The following is a 13,155-nucleotide window of genomic DNA, read 5'->3' as shown; positions in this document are numbered from 1 at the left end:
AAGGCAAAAACCCCGATTCGAGGAGGTAGTTTTTCATGTCCTACACAGTGACCGTGGTCTTCGGCGGCGATCGCGAGTACGAGTTTGCGCTGCACGATGCCGAAGTGGCCTCGACCACGAAGGATCAGGCACGCAACTGGCTCGCGCGCGAGTTCGAGGATCTCGAATGCACGCCATCGAACCCGATGGGCAAGGTGCTGGTGCTCGACATGATCCTCAACGTCGCCAAGTACGGCGGTGAAGGCCGTTTCGAGCAGGGGGGCGAGTGGGCGAAGAGGTTCGCGGTGGTGACCGCGGCAGCGCTCGATCGTCCGGCGGTGCGCGTGGACGTCTCGTCCTTCGTCGTCGGTTAAGTCATCACCCCTGGGGAGTCACCCCGGGGCGCGCACTTGCCCTGGCTGTGGCCGGGCGAGTGCTTCCAGCAAGGCGTCGACGAGGCGCGCGACCGTCGTCTCGCCGCGATCTTCCAGCAGTCTCACCCGTGCCGGCAGGGCCCTGCGGTTGGGCGAATCCGCCCGGCTCGCCTGCCACAGCGTCCCCAGCGTGCCCTCGATGAAGTCGCGCGGCGCGTCGGCGTCGATCAGCACGACCACGCGCTCGAGCGCCACGAAATCCAGCAACTGCTGCAGCTCGTAGCGGCAGCCCTGGTTCTGCGGCGTGAAGCCGCGCAGATCCATCAGCACCACATCGGCGGCCTGCGCCAGGCGCAGCATGGTCGGCCGCCAGGTGTCGTCGTGGCAGAAGAACTCGTTCACCCGATGGCGTCCGTCGGGGTCGGGGCCGAGCGCACGGGCAGCGAAGCGCCGCGCCAGGTCGGCCTCGTCGCGCACGAACTGACGCGACAGCCGGCCGCCGACGAAATCCAGGAATTCGTGCGGCTCGACCGCGGTGGTGGCGAGGTCGGGACCGGCGATCATGTCGATGTTGCCGATGCGCAGCCAGCGCTTGCCGAGCGCATCGAACAGGCGCTCGCTGCGCGCGCCGAGCGCGAACACGCGCAAAAGCAGCAGGGCGGGCGGGCGCGCCTGAGCGTTCGCAGGTTCGGGCCCGGCTGCTGCGGGCGTGCCCTGCCCGAGTCCCGCCAGCCGGAACCCGGCGGTCGTGACCAGCTTCCAGGCCGCGAACGCGATCACGCCCGCCGCCATCCAGGCCAGGCCCTCGAAGGCGAAGCTCACTGTCTGCACCACCGCGAACAGCAGCCACATTGCCTCCAGGGTCAGCGCCTGGTCGCTGCTGCGGCGCGCGACATGGCGGCGGCCGAGCCACTTCAGCACTTGCCAGCCAAGCACGCCGGCGACGGCCGCGCCCGCGAGCATCAGCCCCCAGAAGATCTGCACGCCGCCGAGACCGAGCAGGCTGCCTGCCTCGATCACCGCGCGCAGCGTTGCCTCGCGCTGCCCGGCCAGGCTGACGGCCACCTGCGAGCCGGTCACCGCGACCACCATGAAGGCCAGCACCAGCGGCCCGACCGCGCGGATGCGGCGGTGCAGGAAGGCGAGCAGCAGCACGGTGGCGGGCAGGTTGGTGATCGCCCAGAAGCGCGCGACGTCGAGTGCGGACAGGCTCGGGTTGCGCACCAGCCCCCAGCCCGCGAAGGCGAACAGCATCAGCACATAGGCGAGACCCACGGCCAGGCGCTGGCGCGTGGTGGTCGCCACCACCAGGCCGACGGTGAGCGCTGCGGGCCAGGCGTAGCACGACAGCAGCCACAGGAAGCGCGCGAGCACGAAGCCGCCTTCGTCCCAGCTGAAGCGCATCCAGGCGCCGGTGAGCACCAGCGCGTAGACCAGGCCGGCGATGACGTGGATGAGGCTCGCCGCCTGCAGCGATCGCCGTATGGCGGCGCGCAAGGAGCTGGACGCGCCCGAAGTCGTGGCGGCCGCCGCCAGGGTCTCGAAGCGTAGTGGTGCATCGGGGGGCGTGACCGCTGCGGGCATGGCGTCGGGTGCCGCAGGTGCTGCTCTCGCGGCGTCCGGACTCGTGCGTGCCATCGAGCGCAACACCGCGCGCCGATACAGCGCGAGCAGCCCAAGGCACACCGGCAGCGTCAGTATCGCCGCGACCAGGATCAGGGACGGAAGGGCACCCGTTGCAAGGAGGACTGCCTGACTGTTCTCTTGCATCGCTGCGCGCGACTTCAGCCGTTACGCCCGAGCCGGTACACCGCCACGCTGGCGAGGAAGTTTGGCTCGTCCAGCATCAGCTTGCCTTCGTCGAAGGCCAGGCGTTCGCGCACCGCGATGCCGTTCATCTCGCACAGCGCGTCGAAGTCGGCGATGGTGAAGAAGCGCACGTTGGGCGTGTTGAACCACTGGTGCGGCAGGCTCTCCGACACAGGCATGCGGCCGTTGAGGATGCTCTGGCGGTGGCGCCAGTAGCCGAAGTTGGGGAAGCTCACCACGGCCTCGCGGCCCACGCGCAGCATCTCGTGCAGGATGCCCTGGGTGTTGTGCATGGCCTGCAGCGACAGGCTCATGATGACGTGGTCGAAGAAGCCGTCCTCCAGACCGATCAGACCTTTCTCCAGGTCCATCTGGATCACGTTGACGCCGTTCTTCACGCTCGCCAGCAGCTTGTCCGGGTCGTTCTCGACACCGTAGCCCTGCACCTGGCGCACGGCCATCAGGTGCTTGAGCAGGTCGCCATCGCCGCAGCCGAGGTCGAGCACCTTCTCGCCGGGCTCGATCCACTGGGTGATCACGTCGTAGTCGTAGCGGTAAGCAGTCATCTCATACCTCGATGCGGTCGAACCAGGCCGACAGCAGCTTGTGGTAGCGCGTCTCGTCGAGCAGGAAGGAGTCGTGGCCGGCCGGGCAGTCGATCTCGGCGTAGGTGACGTTGCGCTTGTTGTGCAGCAGCGCGTAGACGATTTCGCGCGAGCGCTCGGGCGAGAAGCGCCAGTCGGTGGTGAAGGACACCACCAGGAAGTCGGCGCTGGAACGCGCGAGCGCGGCGGGCAGGTTGCCGCCGTATTCGAAGGCGGGGTCGAAGTAGTCGAGCGCCTTGGTGGTCAGCAGGTAGGTGTTGGCGTCGAAGTAGCCGGCGAACTTGTCGCCCTGGTAGCGCAGGTAGGACTCGATCTCGAACTCGACGTCGTAGCTGTAGGTGTTGCGGCCGTGGCGCAGGCTGCGGCCGAATTTCTCCGCCATCGAATCGTCGGACAGATAGGTGATGTGGCCCACCATGCGCGCCAGCTTGAGCCCGCGCGCCGGCACCACGCCGTGCGCGTAGTAGTGGCCGCCGTGGAATTCCGGGTCGGTGAGGATGGCCTGGCGGGCGACCTCGTTGAAGGCGATGTTCTGCGCGGTGAGCTTGGGTGCGGCGGCGATCACCGCCACGTGGCCGACGCGCTCGGGAAACTGTAGCGCCCACGACAGCGCCTGCATGCCGCCGAGCGAACCGCCGACCACTGCGGCGAAGCGCTGGATGCCGAGCCTGTCGGCCAGGCGCGCCTGCGATTCCACCCAGTCTTCCACGGTGACGAAGGGGAAGTCCGCGCCCCACAGCTTGCCGGTGGCCGGGTTGATCTGGTTGGGGCCGGACGAGCCGTAGCAGCCGCCGAGGTTGTTCACCCCGATGACGAAGAACTTGCGCGTATCCAGCGGCTTGCCCGGTCCGATCAGGTTGTCCCACCAGCCGACGTTGTGCGGCGCGTCGGCGTAGGTGCCGGCGACGTGGTGCGAACCCGACAGCGCATGGCACACCAGCACCGCGTTGTTGCGCTCGGCGTTGAGCGTGCCGTAGGTCTCATAGACCAGTTGGTAGTTGTCCAGCGTGCCACCGCTGCGCAGCGCGAGCGGCTCGGTGAACTCGGCCCGCTGCGGCGCGACGACGCCGACCGATTGGGGTGGGATCATTTTCGTCATGTGCAAAACAAAAAACCCAGTCGGCTGAAGACGCGGACTGGGTGCCCTCGCTTTAGCCGTATTTGTTGAGCGCCCGCAAGCTGTTGATCAAATCGGCGCTAAGTGCGGCGAAGTTAGCGCCGGACCCGCCAAAAGTCAAACCCGCGGGCGTGATAAGATTTTTGGCTTACGGACAGCCCCCAACGCCATGATCCAGGTCATTCTCAACGGCCAGCCCGAGACGCTGGCAGCCAATCTCACCGTGCTCGCCCTGCTCGAGGCGCGCGGCCTTGCCGGCAAGCGCCTTGCGGTCGAGCGCAACGGTGAAATCGTCCCCAAGGCCCGCCACGCCGAGGTGAAGCTCGCCGACGGCGACCGGCTCGAAATCGTCGTTGCAGTCGGTGGCGGCTGATCCCGCCCCCAGCCTGCCGCAGACGACATCTCCCTATTCCAGCACAGCACAGGTTCCCATCATGAACGACCCCCTGGTCATCGCCGGCAAGGCCTATAACTCGCGCCTGCTCGTCGGCACCGGCAAGTACAAGGACTTCGCCGAAACCCGCGAAGCCATCGACGCCAGCGGCGCCGCCATCGTCACCGTCGCCATCCGCCGCACCAACATCGGCCAGGACCCGAACGAGCCCAACCTGCTCGACGTGCTGCCGCCGGAGAAATTCACCATCCTGCCCAACACGGCCGGCTGCTACTCCGCCGACGACGCGGTGCGCACGCTGCGCCTGGCGCGCGAGCTGCTGGACGGCCACACGCTGGTCAAGCTCGAGGTGCTCGGCGACCCGAAGAACCTTTTCCCCAACATGCCCGAAACGCTCAAGGCCGCCGAGACCCTGGTGCGGGACGGCTTCGACGTCATGGTCTACTGCGCCGACGACCCCATCCAGGCCAGGATGCTGGAAGACATCGGCTGCTGCGCGATCATGCCGCTGGCCTCGCTGATCGGCTCCGGCATGGGCATCGTCAACCCGTGGAACCTGCGCCTGATCATCGACAACGCCAAGGTGCCGGTGCTGGTCGATGCCGGCGTGGGCACCGCGTCGGACGCTGCGATCGCGATGGAACTGGGCTGCGACGGCGTGCTGATGAACACCGCGATCGCTGCCGCCGGCAAGCCGGTGCTGATGGCGGGCGCGATGCGTAAGGCGGTCGAGGCCGGGCGCGAGGCCTTCCTCGCAGGGCGCATGCCGCGCAAGTTCTACTCGGCCGACCCGAGCTCGCCGACGCAGGGGCTGATCGGTTCATGAGCGAGATCGGCAACAAGGCGGCCACGCCCGAGCAGGGGCAGGCCGGGGTGGCACCGGTCGCCGGCGAGGTGAGCGCCCAGGTCGAGATCATCGGCCGCGACAGCCCCGAGCACCGCTTTTCGAGCCGCAGCATCCGCAGCTTCGTGCTGCGCCAGGGTCGCATGTCCGAGGCGCAGCAGCGCTATCTGGACGACATGCTGCCGAAGATCGGCATCGACTACCGGGTCGCCCCGCTCGATCTGGACGCGGCTTTCGGGCGCAAGGCGCCGAAGATCCTCGAGATCGGCTTCGGCATGGGCGAGACCACGGCGAAGATCGCCGCGGCCATGCCCGACCACGACTTCCTCGGCATCGAGGTGCACACCCCCGGCGTGGGCGCGCTGTGCAAGTTGATCGCCGAAGGCAATCTGACCAACCTGCGCATCATGCAGCACGACGCCGTCGAGGTGATGCGCGACATGATCGCCGACGGCGCGCTCGCCGGCGTGCATCTGTTCTTCCCCGACCCGTGGCGCAAGAAGCGCCACTTCAAGCGCCGCATCGTCCAGCCCGACTTCGTCGCCCTGATCGCGCACAAGCTCGCCCCCGGCGGCTACCTCCACTGCGCCACCGACTGGGAGGATTACGCGCACTGGATGCTCGAGGTCCTCTCCGCCGAGCCGGCGCTGCAGAACACCGCCGACGGTTTCGCCCCGCGTCCCGATTACCGGCCGCTGACGAAATTCGAAAACCGTGGTCTGAAGCTGGGTCATGGCGTGTGGGACCTCGTGTTCCGCCGCCGCTCCGAATGAAGCACCTGCATTTCGAGGAAACCGCTGCGTGATACGAGGCCTGTTCCGCTTCATCTACAACGTGCTGCGCATGTTCGTGCGCCTGCTCGACCTGGTCGTGCGCGGGGTCTTTTACGCGCTGCTGATCTTCGGTATCGGCGTGCTGGTGGCGTTCTTCTTCCGCCCCGAAGCCGAGGTGCCGGCTGGGTCGGCGCTGGTGCTGAGGCCGGTGGGCACGATCGTCGAGCAGGCCGAACTCGGTCAGCCGCTCGCCCTGCTGCGTGCGGGCGGCGCGCCGGCCGGGCAGACACGCCTGGCCGACCTGACCAAGGCGGTGCGCAGCGCACGCGACGACGCGCGCATCTCCGCGCTGGTGCTCGAGACCGACGACCTGATCGGCGGTGGCCTTTCCAAGCTCGCCGAACTGCGCGCCGAGATCGAGCACTTCAAGAGCTCGGGCAAGCCGGTGCTCGCGCGCGGCGAGCGCTTCACCCAGTCGCAGTACTACCTCGCCTCGGTCGCCGACGAGGTGCATGTGTCGCCCGACGGCTTCGTGCTGCTGCGCGGCCTGGCGCGCTACGGCACCTACTTCAAGGACGCGCTCGACAAGCTCGGCGTCAAGGTCCACGTCTTCCGCGTCGGCGAGTACAAGTCCTTCTCCGAGCCCTTCACCCGCAACGACATGTCGGACGAGGACCGCGAATCCACCCGCGACCTGCTCGGCGGCCTGTGGCGCATCATGCGCGACGACATCGCCGCCAGCCGCAAGCTGGCGCCGGAGGCGGTGGATGCGCACGTCAACGGTATCCGCGCGGCGCTGGCGGCCAGCGGCGGCGATGCCGCGCAAGCTGCGCTGATGGCCGGGTTGGTCGACCGCTTCAGCACCCGCGACGAGTGGCGTGCGCGCCTGATCGAAGCGACCGGCAAGTCCGCCGAGGGTAATGAGGCGCGCATGGTCGATTTCGATCGCTATCTTGCGGTGGTCAGCCAGGCAGAAGAAGGCGCGTCCGACAGCATCGCGGTGATCGTTGCCCAGGGCACGATCGTCGACGGCGCGGAGCCGACTGGTGTGGTCGCCGGCGACACCTTTGCCCGCCTGATCCGCGAGGCGCGTGAGGATGACAGTGTCAAGGCGGTGGTGTTGCGCATCGACAGCCCCGGCGGCAGCGCCTGGGCGTCCGAGCTGATCCGCCGCGAACTCGAGCTCACCCGCCAGGCCGGCAAGCCGGTCATTGCGTCGATGAGCTCGGTGGCCGCCTCGGGTGGCTACTGGATCGCCGCCGGCGCCGACGAGATCTGGGCCGCGCCGGCCACGGTCACGGGCTCGATCGGCATCTTCGGTATCTTCCCCGAGTTTTCCGAGCCGCTGCGCCGGCTGGGCATCGGCGTGGATGGTGTCGCCACCGCGCCGCTCGCCGGTGCGCTCGACCCGCGCCGCCCGCTCGATGAGGATGCCGCCGCGGCCATGCAGCTCAGCATCGACCACGGCTATCGCCGCTTCCTCGAGGTGGTGGCGAAGGCGCGCAACATGACGACCGACGAGGTGGACGCGGTCGCACGCGGCCGGGTATGGACCGGCGAGGCGGCCAGCGGTCTCGGTCTGGTCGACAAGCTCGGCGGCCTGGACGATGCCATCGCTGCTGCTGCGGCGCGCGCCAGTCTTGCCGACTACGAGCTGGTGTGGCCGGCGGCGGTGGAATCCTTCGAGCAGCGCCTGTTGAATCGGCTGCTGCGCACCGGCGAGGACCTTGGCATCGATCTCGCCACCGGCGGCCTCGCGACCGGCCTGCTGGCCGGGCTGCTCGGCGAGGTGCAGCGTTCCACCGCCGAGCTGCTGCGCTGGAACGATCCGCGCCACCTGTACCTGCACTGCCTGTGCGAGACGCCCTGACGCGGCCCTCGGCAGACCACGCACCTGACCGCATCCCTTCACCGTCCATTTCAACTCGCGAGGAGAATGCCTTGAAACTCACCAGCCAGAGCTTCACCGACGGCGCCCGCATCCCGGGCGAATTCGCCTTCTGCATTCCGGCCGCGGAAGGCCACGCCTGCCTCGGCGCCAACCGCAACCCTCAGTTGGCGTGGGCCGATGTCCCCGCGGGCACCAAGTCCTTCGCGCTCGTCTGCCACGACCCCGACGTGCCGAGCAAGGGCGACGACGTCAACCAGGAAGGCCGTGCGGTACCGGCGAGCCTGCCACGGGTGGATTTCTTCCACTGGGTGGTGGTTGATCTGCCCGCCGACCTGCGCGCGATCGACGCCGGCCACTTCTCCGGCGAGGTCACGCCCGGCGGCAAGCCCGGGCCGGAAACGGCGCTCGGCGCCCGCCATGGCGTCAATGACTACACCGCCTGGTTCGCCGGCGACGATGCGATGAAGGGCGACTACCACGGCTACGACGGCCCGTGCCCGCCGTGGAACGACTCCATCGTGCATCACTACGTGTTCACGCTGTACGCGCTGGACGTGCCGCGCTGCGCGGTGGAAGGGCGCTTCACCGGGCAGGACGTGCGCGCCGCGATCGCCGGCCATGTGCTCGGCGAGGCCAGGCTGACCGGCACCTACACGCTCAATCCGGCGCTCGCCGCCACCTGATGTTCGACTTCCTGCAAGGGCTCGCTTTCGGACTGCTGGTGTCGTTCATGCCCTGGTTCATGGCCGGGCTGTACGACCCGCGCCTGGTGGTGCCCGAAGAGGTTGCCTCGCGTTGGCAGGTGATCCTGCGCTACGCGGTGGCGATGCCTTCGGTGGCGATGCTGCTGCTGATGACGTCCTTCTGGGGCGGCTTCGGCGCCAGCCTCGGCGGCTGGCTCGTCGGGCTGGCGGCGGTGCCGATCGAGCTGTTCGTGGAAAAACGCTGGCGGCGCTGGCGTGCGACGCGTGCCGGACGCGAGCGCGCTGCAATGCGCGAACGCCAGCGCCACGATGTGGCCAATGCGCGCCGCGAGCGCGACCTGCTGACGCTCGACCCTGACTTCGCCCCCACCGGCGCCGACGCCGTGGTCATGCAGTTGTGGGAGGTCAAGCGCGAGCTCGTCGGCCTGCGCCGGCCCGACCTCGCCGTGCAGGCCGACCGCCTGTTCACCCGCTACCACCGCGCGCTCGACGTGCTCGACGACAAGTTCGACGCGCGCGAGGTCACCTACGAGCGCGCCCGCGGCCTGGTCAGCGAGGTCGGCCGCGAGGCCACCGCCGGGCTGGGCGCGATGGTCGAGCTGGTGCAGGGCAGTGCGGGGCTGGACGCCGATTTCGTCCGCGAACGGCTCGAGCGCGAAGCCGCACGGCTGAACCCTACCGAACGCGACGCCCTTAATAGGCGTCTCGTCATCGCCGACGAGACCGAGCGCCGGCTGGCCGAGATCGCCGCCGGCAACGAGGCCGCGCTGACCGCGCTCGACGACGTCGCCGTCGCCGTCGCCCGCATCGACACCGGCCGCAGCCAGGCCGGCGCCGCCGGCAACATGGAGCAGGCGCTGCAGGAGCTGCGCCGCTTTGCCGAGCGCGCCGGGCTGTATGGCCGCAAGCCCTGAACCGAGGAATGTTGCAATGAGCTTGTCACTGCCCCCGATCGAGGAGATCGCGCACGAAGCGGTTCCGCCCCAGCCGGTGGACGCGCCCGAAGACTCCGAACTCGCCGCCACCGCGGACGCCTTCGTACGCGCCGCGCTCGCCGCCGGCGAAGCCGAGCTCCACCGTCAGCGCGAGGCGGTCGACACCATGGGCATCGATCTCCAGCGCCAGGCCGCCTGGCGCAGCGAGATGCTGCAGGCGCCGATCCGCAAGCTCGCCCATCAGGGCGACGAGGGCGGCCCGGTTGCCCAGGCGTTGCTCGCGCTGCGCGACAAGATGCAGGACCTCGACCCCGCGCGCCAGAAGCTGAGCGGCGAAGGCCTGTCGCGCGCGCTGTCCTTCATCCCCGGCGTCGGCAAGCCGATGCAGCGCTACTTCCAGAAGTACGAGAAGGCGCAGGACGCGCTCGACGCCATCATCGGCGACCTGCAGGGCGGCGCCGACATGCTGCGCCGCGACAACCTCACCCTGGCCGACGACCAGCAATCCCTGCGCGCCATCCTCGCCCAGCTCGAACGCCAGGTCGAACTCGGCCGCATGATCGACCGGCGGCTGGCCCGCGAGGCAGCCTCTGCCACGCTGCCCGCGCCGCGGCGCGCCTTCGTCGAGGAAGAACTCCTCTTCCCGCTGCGCCAGCGCATCGTCGACCTGCAGCAGCAGGTGGCGGTGAGCCAGCAGGGCGTGCTCGCGCTCGAGGCCGTCATCCGCAACAACCGCGAGCTGATCCGCGGCGTGGATCGCGCGATCAACGTCACCGTGTCGGCGCTCAATGTCGCCGTCACCGTGGCGCTCGGCCTGGCGAACCAGCGCCTGGTGCTCGATCGCGTCGCCGCGCTCAACCAGACCACCTCCGCCCTCATCGCCGGCACCGCGCAGGCGCTGCGCACCCAGGGCGTGGACATCCAGACGCGCGCCTCGTCGGCCATGCTCGACATGGGCCAGCTCGAACAGGCCTTCGCCGACGTGATCGGCGCCATCGACGACCTGTCGCGCTACCGGCAGGAGGCGCTGCCCAGGCTCGACGCCCAGATCGACCGCCTCGCCGCGCTCGCGCAGCAGGGCGGCGCGGCCATTCGGCGCATGGACGAAGGCAATCGCGCCGAGCCGGTGCCCTGACAACGCACCCACCCGGGTCTCCAGATATGAGCACGAACCATCAACACGCCGCGACTCAGGACTCCTGGGTCGACGGCTGCCACGGCCGTCTGTTCGTCCGCACCTGGTCGCCCGCGCGGCCCTCGCGCCTGGCGCCCATCATCCTGTTGCACGACTCGCTGGGCAGCGTCGAATTGTGGCGCGGCTTTCCCGAAGCGCTGTGCACGGCCACCGGCCGCCAGGTCGTCGCCTACGACCGGCTCGGCTTCGGCCGCTCCGACGCCCATCCGGCCGCGCTGACGCTGGATTTCATCGCCAGCGAAGCCGAGGCCGACTTTGGCGCTGTGATCCGCCACCTCGGCATCGAGCGCTTCACCCTCTTCGGGCACAGCGTGGGCGGCGGCATGGCGGTCAATTGCGCCGCGCACCGCAGCGCCGCCTGCGTCGCCTTGATCACCGAATCGGCCCAGGCCTTTGTCGAGGACCGCACCGTCAAGGGGCTCGAAGAAGCCCGGGTGTTCTTCAATGATCCGGTCCAGATCGAACGGCTCAAGCGATACCACGGTGACAAGGCGCGCTGGGTGCTCGACGCCTGGATAGAATCCTGGCTGCACCCGGCGTTTGCGACCTGGTCCCTGCGCCCCGTGCTGCCGCAGGTCGCATGCCCGACGCTGGTCATTCACGGCATCGACGACGAATACGGCTCGTCTGCGCACCCGACGCTGATCGCCGAACTCGGCGGCGGCCCGGCGCGGCTGGAACTCATGCCCGATACGCGCCATGTCCCGCATCGCGAGCGCGAGGCCGAAGTCATCGCCATGGTCAAAGCCTTCGTCAGTGCGTTGCCCTGAGCCGGACCCCCGGCCCGCCAGCGCATCCGCAGCGTCGCCACCGCGCGCGCTTCGCCGCAATCCCCAGCCGAGTGCGCGCCCGCTTGCTATAAGTAGAGAGCGCAGCCTGCATTCGTGCGCGCTGCAAACAAGCGGGGGAGCGGATCATGGAAAACGCACTGGCCGGCAAGCGCGTCCTCATCACCCAGGCGACGGCGTTCATGGGCCCCATGCTGAGCGAAGTCTTCGCCGCGCAGGGCGCGGACGTGATCGCCAGCGCCGATGAGCTCGTCGAGGTCGATGCGGCCGAGCGGATCGTCCACGCGGCCGGGCGCATCGACGTCCTCGTCGCCAACCTGGCCATCAAGGCTCCATCGACCGCGGCGCTCGACGTCACCGAGGCCGAATGGCGCGACGTCTTCGCTGCGCTGGTCGACCCGCTGCCACGCCTGGTGCGCGCCGTCGCGCCCGCCATGGTCGAGCGCCGCGCGGGCAAGATCCTGCTGATGGGCAGCGCCGCCGCGCTCCGCGGCATGAAGCGCGCGTCCACCTACAGCGCCGCGCGCGGCGCGCAACTGGCCTATGTGCAGGCGATCGGTGTGGAACTCGCCGCGCACAACGTGCAGGTCAATGCCGTCGCGCAGAACTTCGTCGACAACCCCACCTACTTCCCCGCCGACGTCCAGGCCAACCCGCGCTTCCAGGAGCGCCTGGCACGCGAGGTGCCGCTGGGCCGGCTGGTGTCGGCGCGCGAGGATGCGCTGTTCGCGGCCTACCTGTGCAGCCCGGCAGCGGACTGCTTCGTCGGCCAGGTGTTTCCGGTGTGTGGCGGCTGGGTGGGGCGGTAGTCGAGGCCTCGGGCCGGTGCGCGACGCCCCTGCGCCGCCAGAGAATCGCGGTGGCAAGGCGGCGCTTTGCACATCGCGTGGGTGCACGGAGGCAGGGGTGCGCCGTCTATACTCGACGCATAGTCGAATTCGATAGGTGATCCGTGCAGCCGAAAACAGTCGTCAGGGTCGAGGCCGAAGAACCGGCCAAACGTCTCGCCGTCCTCATCGACGCGGATAACGCGCAGGCCAGCGTCATCGAAGGCCTGCTCGAGGAGGTCGCGCGCTTCGGCGAAGCGACGGTCCGGCGGATCTACGGCGACTTCACCTCGCCCAACAGCGCATCGTGGAAGAAGGTCCTGAATCGCTACTCGATCAAGCCCGTCCAGCAGTTCGCCTACACGACGGGCAAGAATGCGACCGACAGCACCATGATCATCGACGCGATGGATCGGCTGTACACGCGCCGCTTCGATGGCTACTGCCTGGTGACCAGCGACAGCGACTTCACCGGCCTGGCCGTGCGTCTGCGGGAAGAGGGCCTGCTGGTCTATGGATTCGGCGAGCAGAAAACGCCCGAGGCATTCCGCAACGCTTGCCACAAGTTCATCTTCACCGAAGTGCTGCGCAAGCCGGTTGCTGTGGCTGACGTCAGCGCCTCGGCGACGGGTTCATCGCCTGCGGCCGAGGCAGCCGAGGCGGCGCCGGCGTCGGCAACCACGATGGAGCGCCCGGCTTTTCCGACCGACTTCCTGATGGAAGCGCTCGAGAAATCGGCTGACGATTCCGGATGGGCTCACCTCGGGACATTCGGCAGTTATCTGCAGAAAATCGGCTCTATGCCGTTTCCAGTGGAAATTGACTTCTCAACAAACATGATCTGCGGTGGTACAACCGCCCGACACTGACGCCGACCTCGCACCCGATGAACAACCAGATCGAAGCCCTCTTCACCACCG

Annotated in this window: 14 protein-coding genes; 11 read left to right on the top strand and 3 right to left on the bottom strand. The window is 68.6% G+C overall.

The genetic code is table 11. From position 1 onward, the window contains the following. Positions 1-35: 35 nt before the first annotated feature. On the top strand, positions 36-353 hold the full coding sequence (locus RBT54_RS14880; RefSeq protein ID WP_320367843.1) for a hypothetical protein: 318 nt from the start codon (positions 36-38) through the stop codon (positions 351-353). A gap of 18 nt (positions 354-371) precedes the next feature. On the opposite strand, the gene RBT54_RS14875 is transcribed toward RBT54_RS14880, so the two are convergent. The 3 genes from RBT54_RS14875 to metX are packed head-to-tail and all read right to left on the bottom strand — an operon-like array spanning position 372 to position 3,857. Further along, positions 372-2,123, bottom strand: a complete 1,752-nt coding sequence (locus RBT54_RS14875; RefSeq protein WP_320367842.1) for a hypothetical protein — start codon at positions 2,121-2,123, stop codon at positions 372-374. Positions 2,124-2,137: 14 nt separating this feature from the next. After that, the gene (gene metW / locus RBT54_RS14870) at positions 2,138-2,728 is read right to left on the bottom strand and encodes a methionine biosynthesis protein MetW (RefSeq protein ID WP_320367841.1); all 591 of its coding nucleotides are present in this window, start codon (positions 2,726-2,728) and stop codon (positions 2,138-2,140) included. A 1-nt stretch (position 2,729) separates the two neighbouring features. Next, on the bottom strand, positions 2,730-3,857 hold the full coding sequence (metX, locus tag RBT54_RS14865; protein WP_320367840.1) for a homoserine O-succinyltransferase MetX: 1,128 nt from the start codon (positions 3,855-3,857) through the stop codon (positions 2,730-2,732). 196 nt (positions 3,858-4,053) lie between these two features. Here metX and thiS point away from each other — a divergent pair, with 196 nt between their 5' ends. The 10 genes from thiS (at position 4,054) to RBT54_RS14815 (ending at position 13,104) form a co-directional block, all read left to right on the top strand. Beyond that, entirely contained in the window at positions 4,054-4,257 is a 204-nt protein-coding gene (thiS, locus tag RBT54_RS14860) for a sulfur carrier protein ThiS (RefSeq protein ID WP_320367839.1), read from the top strand. Positions 4,258-4,318: 61 nt separating this feature from the next. Beyond that, positions 4,319-5,104, top strand: coding sequence for a thiazole synthase (locus tag RBT54_RS14855; RefSeq protein ID WP_320367838.1), 786 nt, complete (start codon positions 4,319-4,321; stop codon positions 5,102-5,104). Further along, positions 5,101-5,895, top strand: coding sequence for a tRNA (guanosine(46)-N7)-methyltransferase TrmB (gene trmB, locus RBT54_RS14850; RefSeq protein WP_320367837.1), 795 nt, complete (start codon positions 5,101-5,103; stop codon positions 5,893-5,895). Before RBT54_RS14855 ends, trmB begins: the two co-directional genes overlap by 4 nt. A gap of 28 nt (positions 5,896-5,923) precedes the next feature. Next, on the top strand, positions 5,924-7,765 hold the full coding sequence (sppA, locus tag RBT54_RS14845) for a signal peptide peptidase SppA (RefSeq protein WP_320367836.1): 1,842 nt from the start codon (positions 5,924-5,926) through the stop codon (positions 7,763-7,765). 71 nt (positions 7,766-7,836) lie between these two features. Then, a complete protein-coding gene (locus RBT54_RS14840) occupies positions 7,837-8,469 on the top strand; it encodes a YbhB/YbcL family Raf kinase inhibitor-like protein (protein WP_320367835.1) in 633 nt (210 codons plus the stop codon). Further along, positions 8,469-9,404, top strand: coding sequence for a cobyrinic acid a,c-diamide synthase (locus tag RBT54_RS14835; protein WP_320367834.1), 936 nt, complete (start codon positions 8,469-8,471; stop codon positions 9,402-9,404). Before RBT54_RS14840 ends, RBT54_RS14835 begins: the two co-directional genes overlap by 1 nt. A 16-nt stretch (positions 9,405-9,420) precedes the next feature. After that, complete coding sequence (locus RBT54_RS14830) at positions 9,421-10,560, top strand: toxic anion resistance protein (protein WP_320367833.1); 1,140 nt, start codon at positions 9,421-9,423, stop codon at positions 10,558-10,560. 26 nt (positions 10,561-10,586) lie between these two features. Then, on the top strand, positions 10,587-11,390 hold the full coding sequence (locus RBT54_RS14825) for an alpha/beta hydrolase (protein WP_320367832.1): 804 nt from the start codon (positions 10,587-10,589) through the stop codon (positions 11,388-11,390). 146 nt (positions 11,391-11,536) lie between these two features. Further along, positions 11,537-12,217, top strand: a complete 681-nt coding sequence (locus tag RBT54_RS14820) for an SDR family oxidoreductase (RefSeq protein ID WP_320367831.1) — start codon at positions 11,537-11,539, stop codon at positions 12,215-12,217. 143 nt (positions 12,218-12,360) lie between these two features. Beyond that, positions 12,361-13,104, top strand: a complete 744-nt coding sequence (locus RBT54_RS14815) for an NYN domain-containing protein (RefSeq protein ID WP_320367830.1) — start codon at positions 12,361-12,363, stop codon at positions 13,102-13,104. Positions 13,105-13,155: the final 51 nt, after the last annotated feature.

This window comes from Thauera sp., assembly GCF_034003485.1.
Taxonomy (GTDB): domain Bacteria; phylum Pseudomonadota; class Gammaproteobacteria; order Burkholderiales; family Rhodocyclaceae; genus Thauera.
This window is presented reverse-complemented; position numbering and strand designations above follow the sequence as displayed.